This is a genomic window from Polaromonas sp. P1_F8 (assembly GCF_056405635.1).
The window spans coordinates 192,431-217,995 of the sequence record NZ_JBFUBS010000001.1; the positions used below are offsets into that span (position 1 = coordinate 192,431).

General features: G+C 61.1%; 20 protein-coding genes. 10 read left to right on the forward strand and 10 right to left on the reverse strand.

The window, feature by feature from the left end; genetic code table 11:
• Positions 1-151: 151 nt before the first annotated feature.
• Positions 152-508 carry a cyclophilin-like fold protein gene (locus AC1D1J_RS00975; RefSeq protein ID WP_457278535.1) on the forward strand — a complete coding sequence of 119 codons (357 nt, stop codon included), beginning with the start codon at positions 152-154 and terminating at the stop codon, positions 506-508.
• 125 nt (positions 509-633) lie between these two features.
• Here AC1D1J_RS00975 and AC1D1J_RS00980 read toward each other — a convergent pair whose 3' ends face one another.
• Positions 634-1,284, reverse strand: coding sequence for an FMN-dependent NADH-azoreductase (locus AC1D1J_RS00980; protein ID WP_457278534.1), 651 nt, complete (start codon positions 1,282-1,284; stop codon positions 634-636).
• Between the two features lie 255 nt (positions 1,285-1,539).
• Here AC1D1J_RS00980 and AC1D1J_RS00985 point away from each other — a divergent pair, with 255 nt between their 5' ends.
• Positions 1,540-2,445: a LysR substrate-binding domain-containing protein gene (locus tag AC1D1J_RS00985; protein WP_477693640.1), complete on the forward strand. Its 906-nt coding sequence runs from the start codon at positions 1,540-1,542 to the stop codon at positions 2,443-2,445.
• 428 nt (positions 2,446-2,873) lie between these two features.
• Here the strand turns inward: AC1D1J_RS00985 and AC1D1J_RS00990 are convergent, their stop codons facing one another.
• Both AC1D1J_RS00990 and AC1D1J_RS00995 read right to left on the reverse strand, forming a co-directional pair.
• Positions 2,874-7,832, reverse strand: coding sequence for a calcium-binding protein (locus AC1D1J_RS00990; RefSeq protein WP_477693641.1), 4,959 nt, complete (start codon positions 7,830-7,832; stop codon positions 2,874-2,876).
• A 1,370-nt stretch (positions 7,833-9,202) separates the two neighbouring features.
• Positions 9,203-9,646, reverse strand: a complete 444-nt coding sequence (locus AC1D1J_RS00995; protein ID WP_477693642.1) for a hypothetical protein — start codon at positions 9,644-9,646, stop codon at positions 9,203-9,205.
• A 538-nt stretch (positions 9,647-10,184) separates the two neighbouring features.
• Between AC1D1J_RS00995 and AC1D1J_RS01000 the strand changes: the two genes are divergently transcribed.
• The gene (locus tag AC1D1J_RS01000) at positions 10,185-10,505 is read left to right on the forward strand and encodes a hypothetical protein (protein WP_477693643.1); all 321 of its coding nucleotides are present in this window, start codon (positions 10,185-10,187) and stop codon (positions 10,503-10,505) included.
• Positions 10,506-10,721: 216 nt separating this feature from the next.
• A complete protein-coding gene (locus AC1D1J_RS01005) occupies positions 10,722-11,828 on the forward strand; it encodes a CHASE2 domain-containing protein (RefSeq protein ID WP_477693644.1) in 1,107 nt (368 codons plus the stop codon).
• A 209-nt stretch (positions 11,829-12,037) separates the two neighbouring features.
• Here the strand turns inward: AC1D1J_RS01005 and AC1D1J_RS01010 are convergent, their stop codons facing one another.
• From AC1D1J_RS01010 to AC1D1J_RS01040, 7 genes are all read right to left on the reverse strand, one after another.
• Positions 12,038-13,234 (reverse strand): M20 family metallopeptidase, encoded by a 1,197-nt coding sequence (locus AC1D1J_RS01010; RefSeq protein WP_477693645.1) that lies wholly within the window; start codon positions 13,232-13,234, stop codon positions 12,038-12,040.
• On the reverse strand, positions 13,231-14,634 hold the full coding sequence (locus AC1D1J_RS01015) for a M20 family metallopeptidase (RefSeq protein ID WP_477693646.1): 1,404 nt from the start codon (positions 14,632-14,634) through the stop codon (positions 13,231-13,233). The genes AC1D1J_RS01010 and AC1D1J_RS01015 overlap by 4 nt, the downstream gene beginning before the upstream one ends.
• A 55-nt stretch (positions 14,635-14,689) precedes the next feature.
• Positions 14,690-15,550, reverse strand: coding sequence for an ATP-binding cassette domain-containing protein (locus tag AC1D1J_RS01020; protein ID WP_477693647.1), 861 nt, complete (start codon positions 15,548-15,550; stop codon positions 14,690-14,692).
• Positions 15,547-16,533: an ABC transporter ATP-binding protein gene (locus AC1D1J_RS01025; protein WP_477693648.1), complete on the reverse strand. Its 987-nt coding sequence runs from the start codon at positions 16,531-16,533 to the stop codon at positions 15,547-15,549. The genes AC1D1J_RS01020 and AC1D1J_RS01025 overlap by 4 nt, the downstream gene beginning before the upstream one ends.
• A gap of 11 nt (positions 16,534-16,544) precedes the next feature.
• On the reverse strand, positions 16,545-17,456 hold the full coding sequence (locus tag AC1D1J_RS01030; RefSeq protein WP_477693649.1) for an ABC transporter permease: 912 nt from the start codon (positions 17,454-17,456) through the stop codon (positions 16,545-16,547).
• Positions 17,457-17,465: 9 nt separating this feature from the next.
• A complete protein-coding gene (locus tag AC1D1J_RS01035; protein WP_457282713.1) occupies positions 17,466-18,383 on the reverse strand; it encodes an ABC transporter permease in 918 nt (305 codons plus the stop codon).
• 76 nt (positions 18,384-18,459) lie between these two features.
• Entirely contained in the window at positions 18,460-19,971 is a 1,512-nt protein-coding gene (locus tag AC1D1J_RS01040; RefSeq protein ID WP_477650927.1) for an ABC transporter substrate-binding protein, read from the reverse strand.
• 183 nt (positions 19,972-20,154) lie between these two features.
• Between AC1D1J_RS01040 and AC1D1J_RS01045 the strand changes: the two genes are divergently transcribed.
• From AC1D1J_RS01045 to cysW, 6 genes are all read left to right on the forward strand, one after another.
• Positions 20,155-21,087 (forward strand): LysR family transcriptional regulator, encoded by a 933-nt coding sequence (locus AC1D1J_RS01045; RefSeq protein ID WP_477686423.1) that lies wholly within the window; start codon positions 20,155-20,157, stop codon positions 21,085-21,087.
• Between the two features lie 372 nt (positions 21,088-21,459).
• On the forward strand, positions 21,460-22,110 hold the full coding sequence (locus AC1D1J_RS01050; protein WP_477650913.1) for a peroxiredoxin: 651 nt from the start codon (positions 21,460-21,462) through the stop codon (positions 22,108-22,110).
• 19 nt (positions 22,111-22,129) lie between these two features.
• Positions 22,130-22,729 carry an RBBP9/YdeN family alpha/beta hydrolase gene (locus AC1D1J_RS01055; protein ID WP_477686422.1) on the forward strand — a complete coding sequence of 200 codons (600 nt, stop codon included), beginning with the start codon at positions 22,130-22,132 and terminating at the stop codon, positions 22,727-22,729.
• The gene (locus AC1D1J_RS01060; protein ID WP_477686421.1) at positions 22,726-23,733 is read left to right on the forward strand and encodes a sulfate ABC transporter substrate-binding protein; all 1,008 of its coding nucleotides are present in this window, start codon (positions 22,726-22,728) and stop codon (positions 23,731-23,733) included. Before AC1D1J_RS01055 ends, AC1D1J_RS01060 begins: the two co-directional genes overlap by 4 nt.
• A gap of 11 nt (positions 23,734-23,744) precedes the next feature.
• The gene (gene cysT, locus AC1D1J_RS01065; RefSeq protein ID WP_477693650.1) at positions 23,745-24,638 is read left to right on the forward strand and encodes a sulfate ABC transporter permease subunit CysT; all 894 of its coding nucleotides are present in this window, start codon (positions 23,745-23,747) and stop codon (positions 24,636-24,638) included.
• The gene (gene cysW / locus AC1D1J_RS01070) at positions 24,635-25,555 is read left to right on the forward strand and encodes a sulfate ABC transporter permease subunit CysW (RefSeq protein ID WP_477693651.1); all 921 of its coding nucleotides are present in this window, start codon (positions 24,635-24,637) and stop codon (positions 25,553-25,555) included. The genes cysT and cysW overlap by 4 nt, the downstream gene beginning before the upstream one ends.
• The last annotated feature ends 10 nt before the right edge of the window (positions 25,556-25,565 follow it).

Genomic DNA, 25,565 nt, shown 5'->3' on the forward strand with positions numbered 1-25,565 from the left:
CGCCTTTCACTTCGCCACGCGCAGACGGAGGTTTTGCGCCTCGCTGATGCTTCCACTGCTTTGCGCGAGTAGTCTCGCTGCTGCGGGCGGCGACATCCGGGCAGTTTCCCAACAACCATCTGACCCGACACCCCGCAGGAAGGTCCCCGTGATGAAAATTCAGATGAGCGTGGATGGCATCGTCATTGCGACGGCAACACTTGACAGCAATGACAGCGCCAGAGATTTTGCGGCACTGCTTCCGCTGAACCTTGTGTTGAAAGACTACGCGGCCACGGAAAAAGTCGCTGATTTGCCGCGTGCGCTGTCAACGAAGGGTGCGCCGGTGGGGCACAAGCCCTCCACCGGCGATATCGGTTATTACGCTCCGTGGGGCAATCTGGCGATTTATCACAAGGACTTCGCTTTTTCAGACGGCCTGGTTCGGCTCGGGCGGCTTGATTCAGGGCTGGACGCCATGCGGCGCCCCGGCCCCGTGGCGGTGAGGGTTGAACACGCTCCTCCATGACGCTGCACGGCGCAACGTGTCGGGCCGTGTGCATCAGGCCGATGATGTTGGCGAAAACGAAAAAGCCCGCAGTTGCGGGCTTTTTTCCGTACGGCGTTCCGGCATGGGTGCCGGACGCCTGTGGCTCAGGCAGCCAGCGCGGCTTTTTCCTGGTTGGCTGGCTTTTGCGTGTGGGTCACGATTTCAATCTGCGCGGCTTCCAGTGCGGCAGCCTTGGCGGCTTCGCCCATGGCAAGGCCTTCGGCGCGCACAAAACGCACGTCGGTGATGCCGAAGAAGCCGAACACCACTTTCAGGTAGCTCTCCTGGTGTTCCAGGGCTGTCATCGCGTCGCTGGTTGAATACACACCGCCGCGAGCGGATGCCACGATCACCGTCTTGCCGCCGGCCAGGCCCACGGGGCCTTTGTCGGTGTACTTGAAGGTGCGGCCGACTTGCGCAATGCGGTCGATCCAGGCCTTGAGCTGGCTGGGAATTGCGAAGTTGTAGAGCGGTGCGCCCACGACGATCACGTCGGCGGCCAGGAATTGCGTCACCAGTGCTTCAGACACGGCGTTTTCGCGCTTTTGCACGTCGCTCAGGGCCGTGCCGGCAGGCATGCGGAAACCGAGTGATTCGGCGGAGAGGTGGGAAGGTGTGTCGGCTGCCAGGTCGAGGTAGCTGACTTCGGTGCCGGGGTTGGCGGCGCGCCATGAGGCCACGATCTGGGCTGTGAGCTGGCGGGAAACCGAGTTGCCGCCAAGGATGCTGGAGTCGATGTGAAGAAGCTTGGTCATGGTGAATTCCTTGAATTGAAGTGATTGATCGGGTGGGATAAACCGGTTTTCAGGCCGTGTTCACCTTGAACCGCAGCCATGGGATAGATTGTGCGTATGAGTCGAGTGTTTGATAAGTCGGCAATAATGCGACTTATCGTTCTACTGATGAGACAATAAACACCGCAAAATCACAAAAATGCCTTCGATCCGGTGCCTTCGGTAAGTGGCGGAAGGCGAGCAAAGGCGGCGAAAGGCGACGAAAGGACTTTTTCCATGCAAGACCTCAATGACATGCTGTACTTCGCCGAAGTGGTGGAGCGGGGCGGCTTTGCCGCGGCCGGCCGGGCGCTGGGGTTGCCCAAGTCGCGCCTGTCGCGCCGCGTGGCCGAGCTGGAGGCGCGGCTGGGCGCGCGGCTGCTGCAGCGCACCACCCGCAAGCTTTCACTGACCGAGGTCGGCGAGATTTACCTGCGCCACTGCAGCGCCATGCGCGACGAGGCGCTGGCCGCATCCGAAGCCGTGGCGCAAATGCAGGTCGAGCCGCGCGGCACCCTGCGCATCACCTGCCCGGTGACGCTGGCACAAAGCACGGTGGGTTACCTGGTGCCGCGCTACATGGCGCTTCACCCCCACGTGAAAGTCGACATGCGCGTGACCAACCGGGTGATTGACCTGGTGGAAGAGGGCATCGACATTGCCCTGCGCGTACGGCCCACGCTGGAAGACAGCGGCAGTCTGATCGTGAAAAACCTGGGTGCCGGCTCCGGGCGCCTGCTGGCCAGCCCGGATTTGCTGAGGCGCCAGGGCACGCCGGAAAAACCGGAAGACCTGCACAAGCTCGACACCGTCGCCATGTCGTGGGTCGATGGCCGGGCGTCGTGGACGCTGATGGGCCCCGACGGAAAAGAGTTTGTGCTGCAGCACCAACCGCGTTATGTGGCAGACGACCTGCAAACCCTGAAGCTGGCCGTGCTGGCGGGCACCGGCATGAGTTTTTTGCCCGAATCCCTGAGTGCGGTAGAGCAGCAGGCGCAGTTGCTGGTGCCCGTGCTGCCGGGCTGGGCGCTTCGCCCCGGTGTGGCGCACGCGGTGTTCACTTCACGGCGTGGGCAGATTCCGGCGGTGCGGAGCTTTCTGGACTTTCTGGGGGAACGTATGCGGGGTGAAGAGCTGGTTTGATGGGTTGATCCGGCGGATTAGCCGGCCGCGAGCGCGGATGAAGGCGCTATGGATTTAATAGCTGCTCGCGCTCGTCCTTATTGGGCTGGAGGCAGTTTTGATGCTAAAAAAGTCAAAGCGGCGGTAAAAAGCAGGCTGATGGGGCGGTGCCGGGGGCATGTTGAGGCTGCCAGAGGTTCCTGAAAGCCTTTTTCTTATGAGGAATATGGCTGTAGGCCAATAGAAACGGGCGCGAGCAGCTATAAAAATAATAGCACCTGTGCCGGCCCCAATGCAGGTTCCGATGGGTGTCCAGTCGCAGCAGCCCACCCAGGCGGCGAGGCTCAACACCGTCTGGACCGGTGCGTGGGTACACCGGGTCTCGCAGCCGACGGCAACCGGGCGGAAGCCGTCGGGCGATTTCAGCGAGCAATGTGATTCAACGCTATTTACTGCCAGTTGGCAGCAATCACCGGCGCCAGACTGCTCTGGTAGCTGGCAGGCAGGGTGGTCTCACCTGCTGCCGGCGGGCTGAACGATGCCATGGCTTGCACGAGGTTTTGCACCTGGGTGTTGAGCAAGGCATGCCCATCACTCACCTGAAAGACTTCGATCTGGTTGAACATGCTGGCGTACCAGTCTTTCACCGTGATCTTGTCTGTCGTACCGATGACTGACACCTCGAGGTCGTTTCCGGTTTGCCGGAACCAGAGCTGGTCATCAGTGATGTTTGCACCGAACACCAGCGTATCCCGATAACTCGGGGCGTCCGGGTGTGCTGCGAAATAATCCGGTGCCGCTGCATTGGGGTAGAACCGTACGTCATCCGTAATGGTGTCGCTTCCGTCACCGAGGTTGAAGAGATACGTGTCCTTGGCATAGCTGCCAATCAATGTATCGTTACCGGTGCCTCCCTCGTAAATATTGTCGAAATTGGTCCCGTCGTAGTGCGGAACGGTCAGTGTGTCGTTGCCTGCACCCCCTATCAGATGCGTGCCGTACCCTCCGGATGTCAGCACGTCGTCGTGCCGGCTTCCCTGAAGCGTCCCGGTCCCCGTCAGGTTGAGTCCCAAGCCCTCCAGTACGTTCAGCGCAAAACCAATATGGGTCGATGCACCCGAGGTGTCGGTTGCAAAGACTTTCAAGGACAGGGCCCCGATGTCGCCCATTCCAGGCGTGCCGGTGAAAGTACGGGTAGCGGCATTAAAGCTCAGCCAGCTCGGCAGCGCCGTGCCGTCCGCCAAGGCTGCACTGTAAACAAGCGCATCACCATCAAAATCACGGAAAGCATTTTGGGGTACCGCCAGGCTCCAGGCCGCGTCTTCCCGGGCCTGCTGCGCTGATATGGACTGAAGGGCCCACGGCGCGTCGTTGCCTGCCGACACCGAACCGCCATGGGTCTGGATTTGCTCCACATCTGTGGAAGACCAGCTGCTACCGTCGGCAAACTCAATTTTCTCCAGCTTGCTGAAGATGGTGCCGTCATACCAGTCCTTGACGGTGATGCTGTCAGCGCCGCTATTGAGCGTAAACACGGCGTCATTGCCGGTGCGCGAGACGGTTACGTCTTGCTGGGCAATGCCTGCGCCGAACACCAGCGTATCCCGGTAGGCTGCGTCGTCTGGATGTGCAGTGAAATAATCCGGTCCGCCCGAATTGGGATAAAAGCGCACGTCATCAGTGATGGTGTCGTGGCCGTCACCCAGGTTGAACACATAAGTGTCTGCACAATAGCTGCCGATGAGCGTGTCGTCGCCCGTTCCACCTTCATAGGTGTTCGCGCCAATCGTGCCGGTGTTGTGCGGAACCGTCAGCAGGTCGTTGCCGGCGCCGCCAATCAGGTGTCCCAGTGCGCCCATGCCGGTCAGTACATCGTCGTACTGTGATCCCTGCAAAGTGCCGGTTCCCGTCAGGGTCAGGCCGGACATACTGGCCATATAGGCAGAATCCCAGACCGTGCCATCGGCGAACGCGACCTGCTCGATCTGGTAGCCGGTATCGGCAAACCAGCCTGTCACCGTAATCTTGTCGGTGCCGTTGGCATGGCGGAAGATCATGTCATTGCCTGACCTACCCAAGCTGATATCACTAACCAGAATGCCCGCGCCAAACACCAGCGTGTCGGTCGGCCTGAAGTTGGACTGGTTCTCGGTGATGGTGTCCTGCCCGTCGCCCAGGTTGAACTTGTAGGTGTCTGTAAAGCACGTGCCGACGATGGTGTCGTTGCCTGTTCCACCCTCAAACACGTTGTTGTTCGGGCCGTAGTAGAAGGCACTCAAGGTGTCGTTGCCTGCGCCGCCAATCAGGGTGTTGGAGGTGGAGCTTTGCTCGCCGTACAGCACGTCATCGCCGTCGCCGCCGTCGAGGATGTTCACGCCTGCACCCCCGCGGATGTCGTCGTTGCCAGCGCCACCGTGAATGATGTCGTTCATGACCGTTCCGGTCATTACATCGTTACCGGCCGTACCGGTAACTTCCAGCCCGGCCGAGGTCAGGGCCGGTTCCAGCCACACAGTGCCGTCAGCAAACTCGACCCGCTCGATCTGGTAACCCGAGTCGGCAAACCAACCCTTGACGGTGATCTTGTCGGTGCCATTGGCATGGCTGAATACCATGTCGTTGCCCACGCGAACAAAGCTGATGTCTGCAACCAGAATGTCCGCGCCGAACACCAGCGTGTCAGTCGGCCTGAAGTTGGACTGGTTCTCGGTGATGGTGTCCTGCCCGTCGCCCAGGTTGAACTTGTAGGTGTCTGTAAAGCACGTGCCGACGATGGTGTCGTCGCCTGTTCCGCCCTCAAACACGTTGTTGTTCGGGCCGTAGTAGAAGGCACTCAAGGTGTCGTTTCCGGCGCCGCCAATCAGGGTATTGGAGGTGGAGCTTTGCTCGCCGTACAGCACGTCATCGCCGTCGCCGCCGTCGAGGATGTTCACGCCTGCGCCTCCGCGGATGTCGTCGTTGCCAGCACCACCGTGAAGAATGTCGTCCATGACCGTGCCGGTCATAACGTCGTCGCCGGTAGTGCCGGTGACGATCAGGCCTGCAACCGTCAGATCAGCCGAATTCCAGATTGTTCCATCCGAAAACTCGACCCGTTCGATCTGGTAACCGGAATTGGCAAACCAGCCGATGACCGTAATCTTGTCGGTGCCATTGACATGGGCAAAGACCATGTCGTTACCCACCCGGTAGCTGCTGATGTCGCCAGCCTGTATGTTGGCGCCAAAGACCAGCTTGTCGATTGGCGTGGGGCCCGTCGACTGGTTCTCGGTGATGGTGTCGTGGCCATCACCCAGATTGAATTTGTAGGTATCCACAAAGCAGCCGCCAGTGATGTTGTCGTTGCCCGTACCGCCCTCAAATACATTGTTGCCGGGGCCATAGTAAAAGACACTCATCGTGTCATTTCCCGCACCGCCAATCAGGGTGTTGGATGTGGAGTTTTGCTCTCCGTACAGCACGTCGTCGCCATCACCACCGTCGAGGATGTTTGTGCCGGCTGCGCCGGTAATAGTGTCGTTACCGCCCATGCCAAGCAAGGTATCGCCCATGGGTGTGCCGGTCATGATGTCGTCGCCGGCCGTGCCGGTGACGATCAGGCCTGCGACCGTCAAGTCCACCGAGTTCCACACCGTCCCGTCAGCAAACTCGACCCGCTCGATCTGGTAGCCGATGTCGGCAAACCAGCCTGTCACCGTAATCTTGTCGGTGCCATTGACATGGGCAAAGACCATGTCGTTGCCCACCCGGTAGCTGCTGATATCGCTGACCAGTATGCCTGCACCAAAGATCAATTTGTCGACTGGCGTGGGGCTGATTGACTGATTTTCCTGGATGGTGTCGTGGCCGTCGCCCAGGTTGAATTTGTAGGTGTCTGTAAAGCACGTGCCGACGATGTTGTCATCACCGGTTCCGCCTTCAAACACGTTGTTGTTCGGGCCGTAGTAAAACGCGCTCAGCGTGTCATTACCGGCACCACCGATCAGGGTGTTGGAGGTAGAGGTTTGGTCGGCGTACAGCACGTCGTCACCGTCGCCCCCATCCAGCAGGTTAACGCCCGCACCGCTATTGATGGTGTCATTGCCGGCGCCGCCATACAACTCGTCGTTGCCTCCGCCGCCAGAAATCACGTTGGCGCCGGCACTGCCAACCACCGCCCAGTTTGCGTTGTCCTGCACCGCGTGGTTGGTATCGCCACTTCCCAGTACAGCGACATGCTCCGCCGCAAGCATGGCCTGAATTTCAGGCGTGTTGGTGTTGTTTTCAAGGATGCTCTGGAGCGTGAAATAGGGTTCCCAGCCCACTGCTTTAACCGTGGCGGAGGCGTACTTGTGCAGCTCAACCAGGTCGATGGCTGTGTTGTACGTGTCACTCGCAGCCCGGGTGTTGGCCATGGCCTGCGCAGCGGTGGTATCGAAATGAACGCCGGTCTCATCAATCGCCAGCTCAATGCTGTGGAGGTAGGGCTTCAAACGGGTCTGAACAACAAGTGCGGAGTACACACTTTCTTTCAATGCGTCGTAGGCCTGCTGAAGCAACGCGACCTGCTGGGCTGGGGGGCTGACGATATAGGTATAGGTGATGTTGCCTGTGCTGGGCTCCGTCACGGCTTGGATCGCGTAGCCTGCGGGCCTTGGCCCGCCGTTCTGGTCACCATAGAAACGGCTACCATTAAATTTTTCAAGCACCTCGATCATGGTGACGAAATGCGCTACCGACACGCCTTCAGGCATGGTGTAGACGATGTTGACTCCACCGGTGCTCAACATGCTCGGCGCGAAACTCGACGTTTCAGACCACTTCTTGATCAACTCATCAAGCTGCCCGCGCTGCCCAGTACGCGTGGTAGTTTCTGCGTAGGTTTGTAACGCTGTCGCAAAATCACCGTCAATGCTGGCTGCGGCTCGCATGTTGCGCACCATTCCAGAGCCATTCATCTGCGGCAATGCCCGGGCCTGCTCGGTGATGGGAACGGGGTTACCGGCCTCGTCCACCACCTCCGGCGGGAACTCGGTAAAGAAGTTGTTGACTTCCAAATCGATCGCACCAACAGTATGTGTCTGACCGTTCTGTGTAAAGGTGGTACTCAGGGCCACTGTGTTGTTGTTGATCACTTGCCCCGCTTGTGGGCCCGTGTTGCTGCCGTTGACACCAATGCTGGTGATGTTGAGCTCGCTCAGGGTTTTGAGCTCGCCGCTTTGGGTAATACCGTCCTGGTTGGCGTCCTGCCAAATCTTGAGTTCGCCAAATGCAGCATCTGCACTGGTGATAAAGCCATCGCCGTTGGCGTCCAGGTCACGCAAGGCATCGAAGCCATCGGTAGCCAGTGTGTTGTTGCTCTTGATAGTGTCTACACCAAAGAGCTCCCGGCCGGTATCTATCGCGCCGTTGCCGTTGAGGTCGCGCACCAGAAACCCGTCATCGGGTCTGGCCCAGCCGGTGCCGGTTTTAATGCCGTCGGCGTTGTGGTCAAAGAGGGTAGCGCCGTTGGCGCCTGCCAGTTCCAGGCCGTCGCCATCGAGATCAACAATTAGAGGATCTCTGCGTACAACGAACCTCCGAGCAGCTTCAAAATCGCGATTAACGTCAGAGTCAATATCGTCAGTATCGTCAATATCGTCAATAGCATCACTTAGCCAATCTATTGCTTTTGCCAGCCCGTCAATAGCGTCGTTGATAGCGTTGTTAACACCTTGTTGATTTCGACTAACTGCACCTGACAATCCAGTGAAAGCTGCTTGCGCCAAAATAGCACCCAAGCGAACTTGAGGTGGTACAAAAGGGTTTGAAGCAATAATTCCAGCAACAGCTCCTATAGCTCCTAATCCTGCACCTAAACGTTCTGCTGGAGTTCCCGTAAATAGACCCCCAATATTTAGTCCCAGCCCAACGCCGTTCGCTCCAGAACCGACAGCTCCCACAACTGCGCCGAATCCACCGGGCAAAAAAGGGGCAATAGTTGCGCCAAAGCCAATGATATTTGCCTTAAGCGCAGCGGAGTTAGTAGGACTGGGTGAACCTCCTTGGGTGGAACCAGAATCAACAACGCCAAGTGTGGCCGTCAGTAAACTACCGAGCGTGATAGCGGGAGAATCACTCATTACAAAATCCTAATTAGGTTGATAAACATACCAATAAGAAACGAACCGAAGAAAAATGAAAAGGGTATGAGAACTGAGTTCCAGAATATGTATGCATACTTCTCGATCGAATTGGAAATCCAGAAGTAAACATTTTCATAGTTGGTATCTCTAGGAGGTAATCCAGATTTCATGCCAATTTCGCTGGGTCTCATACTCCACTTTGGCAACAAAAGCACGCTAGCCCACAAGCATGCAGCGTAGATAACGAATACGACAAAGACTGTCATGTTTTGATCTAGCGTAAGTTGGGCATTAAATGCAAGTGCAATGATCGACCACAGTGCATTGGAGGCTTTTTTGTAAAGTATTAAATCGGGACGCACCAGTAACTCATTAATCAGAAACATCAACGGAGCTACTATGAAAGCTAGATGATTAAGGCGCCGGTAATAAGCCTGCAAAGAATGCTCTGCCGGCCCCCAAAAAAAAGGGTAATTGGCTGTGCTCAGTATTCTGCGCATAACTCTTGTGTGTCCGCTTTTCTTACCTGTATTTGTGTCACCGGTATTCTGTCAATATCCATGGCTTTTATTAATTTCGGTGGAAATTAATAATTTCAAAGCGGTTCGGATGATTTCTATCGCTCCCTCAAACTCTCACTACCCGCCCGCTGAATCGGGCTCAGTAAAACTCAATCACCCGTCGCTCCCCGTCCTAATCTCAGCGGCGAGGTTCATGCCGGGTACCAACTGAATCATCTTTCCGTCCACATCAATTTGTTTAGTCTTTAGGGCCAGCGTCACCGGAAAAACGGTACCTCGCTTCTTGTGATTCACGGAGTCGGCCGTGACCTGCGTGCCCTCAGTCACGATGATCATCAGAGCCTGTGCTTCGGTGACGCCGCCGCCTGTAGTGCGAATAGCGAGTTGCTGCGCTACACCTGCAACAGGTGCCTTCAAGGTAGAGAGGTTTTCGCACTGGCTGGCCAGGTCGCGCTTGAGCTCAACGCGTTCGCGGGTTTTTTCTTGCGTGGCGTGGCCGGAGTTATAGCCCTGATCTACCAGCTTTTTCAAGTCTGTCTCACGCGCCGTAGCGATGGGCATCTTGCGTTCGAGTTTGGCTACGGGAGTGAAAGCCATCACCCAAGCCGGGAAGCCGGATTGGCCGGGTAGATGGTCCCCCGATGAAAACGGGCAAACGGGAGTAGGGCAGGCAAACCGTAGTGTGCGGCACGAGAAGACACATTGGCGACAGAGACGGCGGCAATACAACTTGTCTTATTGGTTCTTTGCGCGTGCGCTGGCGTCTCCTTCGCCACAGCTGCTTCTGCCTGAGTCATACACTCCCTGCCCGTTCGTTATTTATTGGTAGCCATTGCCAGTTTATGTTGAATGGCTCCGGCAAACCAAATCAAATCGCACTCGTCGTCTGGCCGCCACAAGTCGTTTTCATTAGTTAACGCAGAGGAAGTCCAGCAAACGTTTTACTCAAGCGTTTTGGGCGCGGACCGAGCAGAGGTAACCCACACGCGATGGGAAAAATTTACCTACGTCACAACAACTGAACATGAGCAGGCGACACCGCGGCCGCTTAGAGTAGGCAGCGCCTTTTTCGGGAGAATTGAACGCAGAAGCAAATGGTGTCCGTCGTTAGGTCGCCACAAAATCTTTCATCACCTTGTTGAATTGCGCACCAACCGGAGCGGCTTACTATGTCTATGACGAGTCAGGCCAGCTGCTGGGTGAGTACGACGCCAAAGGAGCACCGCTCTACGAAACCATTTACATGGGCTTGCCGGTCGGGGTGAACAAGCAGACGGGCACGGCAGCAGCCAGCGACATTGCCATCAGTCTGTACAACGTCCCAACTGATCAGATCGGTGCGCCACGCATCATCATGCGGCAGAGTGATGATGCAATTGCCTGGCGCTGGGATGTGGGGATCCTGTACGGTTCCGCGATCCCAGGGACTGGAGCCTCGCGGAACCTCCCAAAATGACGTCGACGATGAGGTAGCACCTGTCCCGATACCATCGCCTACGGAGTTGTTCAACAGGTCGATGAGTAAGGCGCCGGACTGGGTTCAACGCCCAAGCGAGATTGCCACATGTCTAACGAGAAACGGTGGCATTGCCTGCTTCAATCCGCCCAAGATACACCTGCCAATTTCCACTAATACTGCCTCATGTGGAATACGAGGATAGGATTTACTTAGATGCTATCGTTCCAGAAGACCTTGCAAGCATTCCGTTGCGTCTTAGCGGCGGGCTTGGCTGCGGCATGTTTGGCCTCCTGTGAAGGCCTTCAGTCAATCGAGGCGGACGTCTATGCGGAGCGGTTTCCATCATCGCAGACGGGTCCGGTCGCCCCAGTCACAATTGTCGATATCGATGATGCAACCCTCGTTGCCTTGGGCGGTTGGCCGCTGCAGCGAAGCTACTATGCGCGAGCAGCGCTTTCGGCGCTTGATGCAGGGGCCGCCGTCGTGGCGATCGACGTCATGTTTACCGAACCCCCTGCGCGACCCGACGACGCTTTGATTGAAATGGTAGCTAGCGAGCAGTCGCGCCTCGTGCTGGCGCTCGATGGCAGTTCGCCCCCCGGCCTCTATCTCGCACTGGCGCAGATGGCACGACGAAAAGGTCACGTACTCGCCTCCGTCAGCGCGAACGGGCAAGTCACGGCAGTACCTTTGGTGCAGGGATATCAAAGCTTCTCCGAAGCTATCTACATGGCATATTGCGAAGCTGTAGCAAAGCCCTGCCGCTCCTCTCCAAGGCTGAGCCCGCGCGAGCCCGCGTTTCGCGGCGGTGGGGAAGCAGGCTGGGGAATAGACTACCCTTTCGCGGTTGCGACCATTCCGCGCATTAGCTTCCATCGGTTGTTGGAGGGCGCGAGACCCAACTTGCGCGGGCGCATCGTCATCATCTCGCCTTCGGCTTCGCGGCTACTGGACATGAAAACGCTTCCGCTGGAAAACCGTCATCCACGACTGGAGCATCCGGGCTCGGTGGCGATGGCTTACGCGGTTGAGACGCTATTTCGACAAAGCGAGATATGGTCCTTGCCTCTTTTGCTATGGTCCGTTGTATTCACCGTCGCGAATCTGCTTGTCCTCGCAACACGAGCACGGTTTCCAGCGCTTCGCCGAGATGTCTTCTGGATATTCATCCTGCTCTGCCTTATCGTAGGCTGGGCATGCTTCCGGCAGTTGCATCTATACGTACCCGGTACGCTTTGTGTGCTTAACGGGCTATTCTTGTGGTTAGCGGCAATGAAAGGCGGGAAGCACCATTGCGCGCGCGGTATGCAATCAAGATGAACCCGAGCCAAATGACGGACGTGAGTGTGGAGTTTCGTGCTTGTTTGATCCACTTTTTCATCGGGCGCTGAGCCACTGGTGACGCCTTGGCGCAAGGCTGACAATCCCAGGATTTTGATGGGTCAAGCAACTGCGAAAAAAAAGCGGGTCACATCGACGCGAAACTTGACAGTCGTGGGTTGCCTCTCGCCTCCTACGGCGAAGTACGCTCAGGCCAAACTCAACACCGTCTTGACCAGTGCCTGCGCACGCGGCACCAGCGTATCTAGGCAGCAGTATTCGTTATCGGTATGCGCCTTGGCGCCCACCGGGCCGACACCGCACAGCGTGGGAATACCGAGCGAAGCGGTAAACCCGGCGTCGGAGCAACCGCCCGTGGCTTCTCCGGCCACGTCGAAACCGACCAGGGCCGCGCTGGCCTTGTAGCGCTGCATCAGGTCGCTGCTGGCCTCGGGCTCCAGGGGCAGCGACTCCGACATTTGTGTGATGCGGATGGTGGTACCCGGCACGCCGGGCGCGGCGGCCAGGGCGTGGATGCTGGCGAACACCGCCTGGCGTTCGGGCAGGGTGCGAAAGCGCACGTCGAGCTTGGCCTGCGCGGCGGGCGCTACGGTGTTGGTGGACATGCCGCCACTGATCAGGCCGACATTGGTGGTGATGCCGCAGCTGTAATCCGTCAAGGCATGCAAGGCAGTGACCAGCTGCGCTAGGGCGCCGATGGCGCTGGCGCCGTCGGCGTGATTCATGCCCGAGTGGGCGGCGCGACCGGTGACTTCGATCAAAAAGGTGGCGCCGCCCTTGCGCTCGGTGACCAGGTTGCCGCTGACGCGGCCGGGCTCTGAGTTGAAGACTGCCCGCGCGCCGCGCGCATGGGTTTCGATGGCGATGCGGCCGTTTTGCGAGCCGATTTCTTCGTCGGCCGTGAAGAGGCCCAGCACCGGGAAGGGCAACGGCGGCAGCTTCTGCAGCGCCATCATCACAAAACATTGCAGCACCAGCCCGGACTTCATGTCGGACACGCCGGGGCCGTAGCCGCGCTCGCCGTCCACGCGCCAGGGGCGCTGGGCCACGGTGCCGGTGGGGAACACGGTGTCGCGGTGGCCCATTAACACCACCGGCGCTGCCGCAGGTTGCGCGCCCGGCAGGCGGGCCAGCAGCACGTCGCCCTCGGCGACATCACCGCGGTGTTCGGCGCTGATGCCGGCGGTTTGCAGCCAGCCCGCCATGGCCTGGGCCACGCGGTCGGTGCCCGGCTTGTCGTGGCTGCTGGAGTCGATGTCGACCAGTGTGGCCAGGGCCGCCTGCATGGCGGGGCGCTGGCCGGCCAGCCATTCGGTGGCGGAGCAGCCTGGCGCTTGTACGTCGTTCGTCACGGCGGTCATCGCGGTGGTAGTTGCGGCGCTCATGCGCATTCCTGCATCACGCCGGCGCCTTCTTCGGCCAGGTCCCAGAACATGCCGGCCATGATCTGCAGCGACTCGCGGGTGGTGTCCACCAGGATGTGTTCATTCGGGGCGTGCTGGGAACAGGCAGGGTACGAATGCGGCACCCACAGCGTGGGCAGGCCCAGCGTTTCAGAAAACACGTCGTTCGGCAGCGAGCCGCCGAGGTTGGGCAACAGGGCCGGGCGGCGGCCGGTGCTGCGTTCGATGGAAGCCATGCCCCAGCGCACCCAGGCATTGTCGGGGTCGAGGCGGGTGGCGGCCATGGTCATGTCGGTGCCGCGCACTTCCACATCGTCAAAGCCGTGGGCCAGCAGGTGCTTGCGGATGTGCGCCAGAAAATTCGCCGGGTCGCTGCCCACCACATAACGCATGTGGCAGTGCGCGCGCGCCTCGGCCGGAATGGCATGCACCGGCATGGCCGGGTTGCCGGTGGTAAAGGCCAGCACCTCCAGGCTGTTCCAGCCGATCACGCGCTCGGCCGGCGAGAGGCCGGGCTCGCCCCAGTCGGGATCGATCTCGGGATCGTTCGGGCCGCCGCCGACCTCGATGTCCTGCAGCGCGGTGCGCACGCTGGCCGGAATGGCGGTGGGCAGCAGGCCGGGCACCAGGATGCGGCCATGGGCGTCCACCAGGCTGGCAATCGCATGGGCCAGGCGGATGCCGGGGTTGCGCAACAGGCCGCCCCAGTTGCCCGAATGGTGGCCGCCGTCGCGCAGCTTGAGGTGCAGGTCGAAGTTGAAGACGCCGCGCGAGCCGAGAAACAGCGTGGCGCGGGACGCCGACACACGCGGGCCGTCGGAGGCCAGGAACAGGTCGGCCGCCAGCGCATCGCGGTGCAGGGCACACACTTCGTTCAGGCCCGGTGAGCCGTCTTCTTCGCCCATTTCCAGGATGATTTTCACGTTGTAGCCCAGGCGCCCGCTGCGCACGGCCAGCACCTGCTCGAGCGCGGTCAGGTTGATGGTGTGCTGCCCCTTGTTGTCGGCGGTGCCGCGGCCGTACCAGCGGTTGCCGTCCACCACGATCTTCCAGGGGCTCAGGCCTTCACGCCACTGGGCATCGTAGCCGCGCACCACGTCGCCGTGGCCGTAGGTCAGCACGGTGAAAGCGGCGCCGGGCTCGATGCGTTCGGCCAGCAGGAAAGGGCTTTTGCCCGGCACTGGGTTGTCGACGATGCGGCAGGCAAAGCCCAGCTCCTTGAGCTTGGGCGTGATTTCGTCCTGCAGATAGGCGTGCAGGATGGGGCCGCTGGCAGCGTCCTGGCTTTCGGTTTTGTAGGCAACGCGGCGGTCCAGCGTTTGCTGGAAACGCCCGTCGTCGAAACAGGCCAGGGTTTGGGCAACGGCTTGGGTACGGCTCATGAGAGGTCCTTGAAATTGAAGGGAAATTGCGCGGTTGAAATGGAGGGGTAAAACGTCAGGCGATGGCTTCGGCGGCGATGTCGGGCACGCCCAGCCCGGGCTCGGGCGTGAGGGCAGAGGCCAGCAGCATGCGGGTGTAGGGGTGCTCGGGCCGGGCAAAGACCTGTTCGCGCGTGCCCAGCTCGACGATGGCGCCGCGGTGCATCACGGCCACGCGGTCCACCAGGTGTTCGACCACACCCAGGTCATGGCTGATGAAGAAGTAGGTCAGCCCGAACTCGGCCTTCAGGTCCATCAGCAGGTTCAGGATCTGCGCCTGCACCGACACATCAAGCGCCGATGTCGGTTCGTCGCAGATCAGGATGTCGGGTCGCAGCACCAGCGCCCGCGCAATCGCCACGCGCTGGCGCTGCCCGCCCGAAAGCTGGTTGGGGTACTGGCTGTGTGTGCGCTCGGGCATGCCGACCAGATCGAGCATTTCGCGCACCTTGCGATGCTGCTCCTGGGCGGTGCCCACCCGGTGCAGGGCCAGGGGCACACGCACGATGTCACCCACCGTGCGGCGCGGGTTCAGCGACGAATACGGGTCCTGGAAGATGGGCTGGATGTGGCGTGCCAGGGCGCGGCGCTGGCTGCTGTCGACTTCCTTGCCGTTGACCAGCACATTGCCGGAGGTGGGCGGCAGCAACCCGAGCAGCATTTTGGCCAGGGTGCTTTTGCCGCAGCCGGACTCCCCGACCAGGCCCAGGGTTTCGCCCTTGCGGATGCGCAGGGAGACGTTATTCACCGCCCTGATTTCACCGGGCGCCGTGAACAGCCCGCGCTTGAGTTTGAAGACGCGGCTGAGCGCGCACAGCTCCAGCGCAATGTCTTCACTGCCGCCCGGGGGCGTCGCCAAAGGGGTGGTGGGGTTCATGCGGCCTCCGCCAGCAAGGGTGAAGCCGCGACGCAGCGCACGGCATGCTCCGCGTCCAGCGCCACATAGGGTGGGGTGGCGGCGCAGCCCGCCTGTACCTGGCTGCAGCGGTTGGCAAAGGCACAGCCCTCTACCTTGCCCACCAGGCTGGGCACCACGCCGGGGATCGCCTGCAGGCGGCTGCCGGGCAGGGTTTTGCCGCGTACCGGAATGCAGTTGAGCAGCCCGCGGGTGTAGGGATGGGCGGGATGGGCGAACAGTTCGGCCACCGGCGCGGTTTCCACCACCTCGCCCGCATACATCACGGCCACGCGGTCGGCGATGCGCGCCACCACGCCGAGGTCGTGGGTGATGAAGACCACCGCGGTGCCGAATTCTTTTTGCAGCTCACGGATCAGCCGCAGGATCTGCGCCTGGATGGTGACGTCCAGCGCGGTGGTGGGCTCGTCGGCAATGATCAGGTCCGGCTCGCACATCAGGGCCATGGCAATCACCACGCGCTGGCGCAGGCCGCCCGAGAGCTGGTGCGGGTACTGCCGCAAACGGTCTGCGGCCTGCGGAACGCCAGCGCGTTCGAGCAGGTACAGCGCGCGTTCACGCGCCTGCGCCATGCTGACCTTGCGGTGCGCGCGCAGCGCCTCGCACAGCTGGTCGCCCAGCGTGTACGACGGGTTCAGCGCCGTCATCGGCTCCTGGAAAATCATCGCCATGCGCGAGCCGCGCAGCAGGGACATTTCCCGCTCGGGCAGGCCCTGCAGGTCCACGCCGTCAAAGTGGATGTGGTCGGCGGTGCGCACCGCCTTGCGCGGCAGCAGGCCCATCAGCGCGAGCGACGTCATCGACTTGCCGCAGCCGGATTCGCCGACCAGGCACAGCATTTCCCCGCGCCGCACCTGGAAGTCGATGCCGCGCACGGCGTGCAGCATGCCGCCCGGTGTCGGCAGGTCCACACGCAGGTTTTTCACGTCCAACAAAATGTCCATGGGGTTCCCTTTCAGTTGCGGCCGTCGGGCGCGGTCAGGTCACGCAGGCCGTCGCCCACCAGGTTGATGGCCAGCACCAGCAGGGCCAGCACCACCCCGGGCACCAGGATCACCCAGGGCTGGAAGAACATGTAGGCCTTGCCTTCGGCCACCATCAGCCCCCATGACGGCGTGGGCGGCTGCACGCCCAGGCCCAGGAAGGAGAGGGTGGACTCCAGCAAAATCGCGTGCGCCATCTCCAGCGTGGCCACCACGGTCAACGGGCCCATCAGGTTGGGCAGCAGTTCGCGCACCAGGATGTAGGGCGTGGACGCGCCGAGCGCCTTGGCGGCGGCGATGAATTCGGCATCGCGCAGCTGCTGCGTGGCCGAGCGCGTGACGATGGCAAAGCGGTCCCACAGCAACAGGCCCAGCAGGATGATGACCACCTGCAATGAGCCGCCGATGAGGGAAGCCGTTGCCAGCGCCACCAGCACCACCGGCATGGCCAGCCGGGTGGTGATGATGTAGCTGACCACGGCGTCGACGCGGCCGCCGAAATAGCCCGCCAGCACGCCCATGGTGGTGCCGATCAGCCCGGACACCAGCGCCGCGACCAGCCCGATGCCCAGCGAAACGCGGGCGCCGTACAAAAGGCGGCTCAGGTAATCGCGGCCGAGCTTGTCGGTGCCGAAGATGTGCTCCCAGCTGCCCTTGTCGTGCCACAACGGCGGGATCAGGCGCTGGGTCACGTCCTGCGCATACGGGTCATGCGGGCTGAGCCAGGGCGCGAACAGGGCGGCCACCACGGCCAGGCCCAGCAGGATGCTGCCCAGCAGCATTCCGCGGTGGCCCAGCACACGCCGCAGGCTGCGGCGCCACGCGGGAATGGGCGGCAGCGGCAGCGCCGGCGCGGCGGAAACGGTCGGGGAAGGAGCGTTCATGGTGATGTCCTAGCGTGTGCGCATGCGGGGGTCGAGCGCGGCGTTGAAGACATCGGCCAGGAAGGTCAGCCCGATGTAGAACACGGCGATGATCAGCACCACGGCCTGCACCACGGGGTAGTCGTTGCGCGAAATGGAGTCCCAGGCGAGCTGGCCCAGGCCCTGCATGGAATAGACCGACTCAATGACGACCGAGCCGCCCAGCATGAAACCCAGCTCCACGGCCGCCAGGGCGACAACCGGAATGATGGCGTTGCGCAAGGCGTGCTTGAACACCACGCGCGCCGGGCTCAGGCCCTTGGCGCGCGCGGTGCGGATGTAGTCTGCGCCCAGCACGTCGAGCATGCCCGCGCGCGTCAGGCGCATCAGCGAGGGCATGGCGTAGTAGCCCAGCGCAATGGCCGGCAACACAAAATGCTGCCAGGTGGTGTTGCCCGCAACGGGCAGCCAGTGCAGCCCGACGGCGAAGAGCAGGATCAGCGTCAGCGCAAACCAGAAGTTGGGCATGGCCTGGCCGACCACCGCCACCATCAGGGCCAGCCGGTCTATCCAGGTGTCGCGGTAGACGGCGGCCAGCACGCCCAGCGGAATTGCCACCGACACCGCCAGCAGCAGGGACACGGCGCCCAGCTTGAGCGTGATGGGCAGGCGCTCGCCGATGAGTTCCATCACGGTGTTCTGGAAGAAGAACGAACGCCCGAAGTCCAGGTGCAGCGCGCCCCACAGCCAGTCAAAAAACTGGGTGGTGATGGGGCGGTTCAGTCCGTACTGGACGCGCACTTCCTCGACAGCCGCCGCGTTGGCCTCGGCGCCGGCGATGGAGGCCGCCAGGTCGCCGGAAAGGTGCAGCAGCATGAAACTGACGACGGCCACCGTGAGCATGACGCTCAGGGCCACCAGAAAGCGGCGGAATATGTATTGCAGCATGGGAATGCCCCGGTTGTTGCGTTAGCGGACTGCGCGGGTCAGCCCAGCCATGCGGCGCACGGCCAGGCCGTCGTGGCTACTTCCAGCTGGCCTGGCCGAAGCGCGGCAGCTCGTCCGCATGCGCCGTGAATTTGAGGTCCGGCGTGAAGGCGTAGTTGGTGGAGTAGGAGAACATGGGTGCCATATAGGCCTGCTCGCTGATGCGCTGCAGGGCCTGCGCATATTTCTTTTTTCGCTCGGTTTTGTCCACTGTGCTGTCGGCAGTTTTCAGCAGTGCAATCACCTGCGGGTCTTTGGCCGTGTCGTCCGGGCCGCCTTCAAAGTAGTTGCCGACAAACGCGGACGCATCGTTGATGGAGAACGATCCCCAGGACTGGAAGGTCAGCGGCGCGCGGCCCGAGTAGATTTCGGTGCGCAGCACCGGGTACTGCACAAAATGCAGGCGCGCGCGTATGCCCACCTTGCGCAGGTCGCCCACCATGGCTTCGGCATATTCACGCTCGCGGTAAGCCCACAGGTCGGTGTCGAAGCCGTTGGGGTAACCCGCGGCCGCCAGCAGTGCCTTGGCCTTGGCCGGGTCGTAGGTGTACTTCACCTCTTTTTCGGTTTCGCAGCCGAACTGGGTGCGAAAGCACGGCGAATACACCGGCTGGCTGCCGCCGCGCACCAGGCTGTCGGCCAGGCCCTTGCGGTTGATGGCGTGGTTGACGGCCTGGCGTACGCGAATGTCCTTGAAGGGCAGGGCTTCCGGCGTGGTGCCGTTGCTGTTGATCGACATGAAACCCACGCGCATGGTTTCACCGCTCAACACGGTGGTGTTGGGCCTGGACTTGAGCGACTCGGCCTGGTCGGACGGCACGCGCCAGATCCAGTCCACCGCGCCCGTCATCAGCTGGGCCACGCGCGCTTCCGGGTCGCGGATCACCACAAACTTCACCGTGCCGATATTCGGCTGGCCGGCCGGGCTTTCCTTGAAGTAGGCCGTGTTCTTCACCATGGTCACGCCCTGGCCTGGCACCACCGCGGTGATCTTGTAGGCGCCGGTGCCAATGGGCGCCTTGCTGTAGCCCTCCAGGCCCACCTTCTTCATGTAAGCGGCGGGGTAGATCGGCGTGGGCCCGGCCAGGTAGTCCATCGCGGCCGGAAACGGCGCCTTCAAATTGATGCGGACCTGGTAGTCGCCGAGCTTTTCGACGTTTTTGATCCAGCCCGTGTTCTGGCGCGTGGCGATCTTGGCTTCCGGCGCCGTGACCACATTGAAGGTGTAGGCCACATCGTCGGCGCTGAACTTGTCACCGTTGTGGAAGGTGACACCCTGGCGCAAGGTGACCAGCAACGCGGTGGCGGATTCCCATTTCCAGGCGGTGGCCAGCTGGGGTTTGAACTCACCGGTTTTGGGGTCCCGGTAGACCAGCGTGTCCCAGGCCAGGTTGGCCAGGATCACGCCTTCACGCATGTTGTTGTGGTACGGGCTGACGTTCTCAACCTCGCTGTCCGAGGCGTAAACCAGGGTGTCGTTGGCTTTGCCGGCATGGGCTGCAGTCAGGCCTGCACCGAAGGCCGCAAGCACAAAACTTTGACGCACCATCGTGGTGAAAAATTGCTTCATAAAAGTCCTTCGTCATGGCGTGGGGAGTGGAGACGGCTCATTCTGCGCAAGAACCAGACCGAAAGACCATTCCATGCATTAGAGAATATGTATGATTGCGTTGCCAAATCGGCAATGCTCTGGCTGCCCCATGCCCAACAGCTCCGCCATCACCCGACGCCCATGACCCTTTCTCCCCAGGTTGCCCGTCAATTGCAGGACACCGCGCTGCGCTACTTCCTGGAGGTCGTGCGCTGCGGCTCCATCAGCGAAGCCTCCCAGCGCCTGAATGTGGCGGGGTCGGCCATCAGCCGCCACATCGCGCACCTGGAAGACCTGCTGGGCGCAACGCTTTTTGACCGCCATCCCAGGGGCATGGTGCCCAGCGCTGCCGGGGAGATGCTGGCCGTGCACGCGCTTAAATCGGCGCACGACTCGGAGCGGGTGGTGCATGAGATCCAGGCGCTGCAAGGCATGCAGCGCGGGCGGGTGCGCCTGGCCTGCACCGAAGGTTTTGCGATGGAGTTCCTGCCCAAGGCCATCGGCGACTTCATGAAGACCCATCCCGGCATCCAGTTTCACCTGGGTGCGCACCCCCCGGCGGAATGCTCGCGCCGCGTCCTGCATGGGGATGCCGACATCGGCCTCACCATGAGCCGCACGCCCGAAAGCGGCATTCAGGTAGAGCACCTGCAGCCGTCGCCGGTGATGGCGGCCATGCGCTACGACCATCCGCTGACCCAGTTCAAACAGATCAACCTGAAGCAGCTGCTGGCCTATCCGATCGTGCTGCCGGAAACAAACACCACCGTGCGCCAGCTGTTTGACATCGCCTGCAGCCTGCAGGGCCTGACTGTTTCGCCGGTGCTCACCAGCAACTACATCACCAGCCTGAACGACTTTTTGCGCCATTACCCGGAAAGCGTCACCATTGCGGGCGAAATATCGGTGCGCTACAAGGTTCAGCGCGGCGAGTTTGCCTGCATACGCCTGCGTGACCGTGGCCTGGATTTGCGCAATGTGGAAGTGCAGACGGCGACGGGCCGCACGCTCTCGCGCGCGGCGCAGGCCTTTCTGGCGCACCTGAAGACGGAGCTCTCGGGCTCACCGGCCTGAGCTGCCGGCTGCAGGGCGGGCGCCCCTGCGGGACCTGTGCCAGATTGCTATCAATACGATAGCTGCTTGCGCCCGATGTTATTGGGCTGGAGCCAATTCTTGTGCTTGAAAACGCCCCCTGAAGCTCCTTGAATCAGGGTGTTGGGGCCGTATTTTGACGCTGCCAGGGTGCTTTCGGCGCAGCTATTAGAGACAAAAATGGCCAGTAACCCAATAACGCTGGGCGCAAGCAGCTATCAAAACCGTAGCACCAGAAAATGCCAGTTCCTTGAATCGTTATTCGTTTATTGAGATAAATTAAGAGCGATATATTCTTTTGAGTTTTAACGCTTGCTCCCCACAATGCTTTGATCAGCAATCAAGGAGCACAGCATGACCACTCTCAGACTCGGCGACACCGCCCCCGATTTCACCCAGGACTCCACCGCCGGCAAGATTTCTTTTCACGAATGGGCTGGCGATTCATGGGTGGTGCTGTTTTCGCACCCCGCAGACTTCACACCCGTCTGCACCACCGAACTCGGCAAGACCGCAGCCCTGAGCGGTGAATTTGCCAAGCGCAACGTCAAGCCCATCGCCATCAGCGTGGATGCGCTGGAATCCCACGGCAAGTGGGTCAACGACATCAACGAGACGCAAAACACCACGGTGAATTTCCCCATCCTGGCCGATGCCGACCGCAAGGTGGCCAACCTGTACGACATGATTCACCCGAATGCCCTGAGCACCGGCCCCACGGCCACCGTGCGCAGCGTGTTCATCATCGACCCGAAAAAGGCCATCCGCACCACGTTCACCTACCCCGCCAGCACGGGCCGCAATTTCGACGAGATCCTGCGCGTGATTGACTCGCTGCAGCTGACCGACGGCTACAAGGTGGCCACGCCGGTGAACTGGAAAGACGGCGACGACGTGATCATCGTGCCCAGCCTGCAAGACCCGGCTGAACTTGCCCAGCGTTTCCCCAAGGGCTTCAAGGCCATCAAGCCGTACCTGCGCGTCACGCCGCAACCCAACAAGTAATCAGACGGGTTCACGCGAAGTGCGTTTCATCATCGTCCCTGGCTGGCGTGACTCGGGCCCCGGCCACTGGCAAAGCCTGTGGGCCGAACGCCTGAGCAATGCGGTGCGCGTGCGCCAGGACGACTGGATCACGCCTTCGCGCAAGGCCTGGGTCGCGTCGCTGGCCAACACCATCGTGCTGCAGGACGAGCCGGTCGTGATCGTGGCGCACAGCCTGGGCTGCATTGCCACCACGCATCTGCCGCCGGAGGCGGCAGAGCGTATTCATGGCGCCTTGCTGGTGGCGCCGGCGGACCCGGAGCGCCGCGCCGTGCTGAGCGACTTTGCGCCCGTGCCCTACCAGAAGCTGCCTTACCGCAGCGTGCTGGTGGCCAGCAGCAACGACCCGTATTGCCCGGTGCGCCTGGCCGGTGCCTATGCCCGCGCCTGGGGCAGCGAATTTGTGCGCATGCAGGACGCCGGCCATATCAATGTGGAGTCGGGCCACGGCGAATGGCCGCTGGGCATTGCGTTGCTGCAGTCGCTGGCAGGCGATGCGTCGCTGACGGCACCGCATCTGGATTTTTCTTCTTCGGCAAATTCTTCGTCTTCTTCTTTTGGATCCCTGGAAACGGCATGACTTCTTCAAAAATAAAAATCGCGCTTGCAACGCTGGCACTGGCCGCGGGCGCTTCATTCTCCGGCACGGCCTCGGCACAAACGCTTCTCAATGGCTCGTATGACGTGGCGCGCGAGTTTTACAAGGAATACAACGCCGCTTTCATTGCCCACTACAAAAAGACCACGGGCAAAGACATCAAGATTGACCAGTCGCACGGTGGCTCCAGCGCCATTGCACGCTCGGTAGCCGACGGCCTGGATGCCGATGTGGTCACCATGAACACGTCGACCGACGTGGACTTCCTGGCCGGCGCCGGTGTGGTGGCCAAAGACTGGGCGAAGAAGTTTCCAGACAATGCATCGCCCACCACCTCGACCATGCTGTTCCTGGTGCGCAACGGCAACCCCAAGGGCATCAAGGACTGGGACGACCTCGTCAAGCCCGGCATCCAGGTGATTCTGGTGAACCCGAAAACCGGCGGCAATGGCCGCTACGCCTATCTGGCCGCCTGGGGTTACGCGAAGAAGAAGGGCGCCACCGATGCGCAGGCCGCCGAGTTCGTCGGCAAGCTCTACAAAAACGTGCCGGTGCTGGGCAAGGGCGGGCGCGACGCGACCACCGTGTTCCTGCAACGCAATATTGGCGACGTGCTGATTACGTTTGAGTCCGAAGTGCTGTCGGTGAACAAAGAGTTTGGCGAAGGCAAGGTGGACGCGGTCTACCCGTCCATCAGCATCCTGGCGGAAAACCCGGTGGCGGTGGTGGAGCGCACCGTGGCCAAGAAGGGCACGGCCGAGCTGGCCAAGGCCTACCTGAACTACCTCTATTCAGACGAAGGCCAGGAGATTGCTGCACGCCATGCATTGCGCCCACGCTCGCAGGCCATCCTGAAAAAGTACGCCAGCACCTTCAAGCCGCTGCAACTCTTCACGGTGCAAGACGTCTTTGGCAGCCTCGGTGAAGCGCAAAAAGTGCACTTCAATGACGGCGGCCAGTTCGACAAGCTGTATACCGTCAAGTAGACCGCACCACCATGACTGCCTTGTCTTCTGTGGCGCCGCCTTCCGCGGTGGCGCCGGGCATCCCTGCGGGTAACAAAAGAGCCGCCAGGCGGGTCTTGCCCGGTTTCCGTCTCACATTGGGCTACACCGTGCTGTACCTCAGCCTGATCGTGCTGATCCCGATCTCGGCGCTATTTTTCAAAACGTTCACGCTGAGCTGGGACCAGTTCATCACGGCGGTGACGTCGCCGCGTGTGCTGGCGTCTTACCGCCTCACGTTTGGGGCTTCGCTGATCGCTGCGCTCGTCAACCTGGTGTTTGGCCTGCTGCTGGCCTGGGTGCTGGTGCGCTACAAATTTCCGGGTAAAAAAATCGTCGATGCGCTGGTGGACTTGCCTTTTGCGCTGCCCACAGCCGTGGCCGGCATTTCGCTCACGGCTTTGCTGGCCGGCAACGGCTGGATAGGCCAGTACCTTGAGCCCATGGGTATCAAGCTGGCCTTCACGCCGGCCGGTGTGGTGATTGCGTTGATTTTCATCGGCCTGCCGTTTGTGGTGCGCACGGTGCAGCCGGTGCTGGAAGACGCCGAGAAAGAACTCGAGGAAGCCGCCACCTCGCTGGGCGCCACGCGCCTGCAGATTTTTACCAAGGTCATCCTGCCGCACATCACGCCCGCGCTGCTCACCGGTTTTGCCATGGCCTTTGCGCGAGCGATTGGCGAATACGGATCGGTCATCTTCATCGCCGGCAACATGCCCATGATTTCTGAAATCACGCCCCTCATCATCATCGGCAAGCTGGAGCAGTATGACTATGCCGGCGCAACCGCCGTGGCGGTGGTCATGCTGCTGGTGTCATTTGTGTTGCTACTGGTCATTAACGGCCTGCAGACCTGGCAACGCCGTAATACGGGAGCACCAGCATGAGTGCACTGCCTTCAAAACGCCGTGTCACCGCCGGCACCACCGAAGCACGCTGGGTGCGCTACACGTTGATTACGGTGGCGTTGCTGTTTGTGTTCCTGTTTTTGATCCTGCCGCTGGCCGCCGTGTTCACCGAAGGCCTGCGCAAGGGCTTTGGCGCCTACATTGCCGCGCTGCAGGAACCCGACGCCTGGTCGGCCATCAAGCTCACACTGATTGCCGCCGCGATTGCGGTGCCGCTGAACCTGGTGTTTGGTGTGGCTGCGGCCTGGGCGATTGCCAAGTATGAATTCCGCGGCAAGTCGGTGTTGACGACATTGGTAGACCTGCCGTTTTCCGTGTCGCCCGTGGTGGCGGGTCTGATCTACGTGCTGATCTTCGGCGCGCAGGGCTGGTTCGGGCCGTGGCTGCTGGCGCATGACATCAAGATCATTTTTGCCGTGCCCGGCATTGTGCTGGCCACCGTGTTTGTGACGTTTCCGTTCATCGCGCGGGAGCTGATTCCGCTGATGCAGGCGCAGGGCAACGACGAAGAGCAGGCCGCCATCGTGCTGGGCGCCACCGGTTGGCAAACTTTCTGGCATGTAACCTTGCCCAACATCAAGTGGGGCCTGGTGTATGGCGTCATCTTGTGCAACGCACGGGCCATGGGGGAGTTTGGCGCGGTGTCGGTGGTGTCGGGCCACATCCGTGGGCAGACCAACACGCTGCCGCTGCATGTGGAAATTCTGTACAACGAATACCAGTCGGTGGCTGCATTCGCCGTGGCATCGCTGCTGGCCATCCTCGCGCTGGTCACGCTGGTCATCAAGTCGGTGGCCGAATGGCGCCACGAAGCAGAAATGAAAGCCGCGGCTGATTTGCCGCCGGAGCGTCCACGGACTCCCGTTGACGGGGCCGCCGTGGCAGCCGCTCGCTAAAGGAAAACAT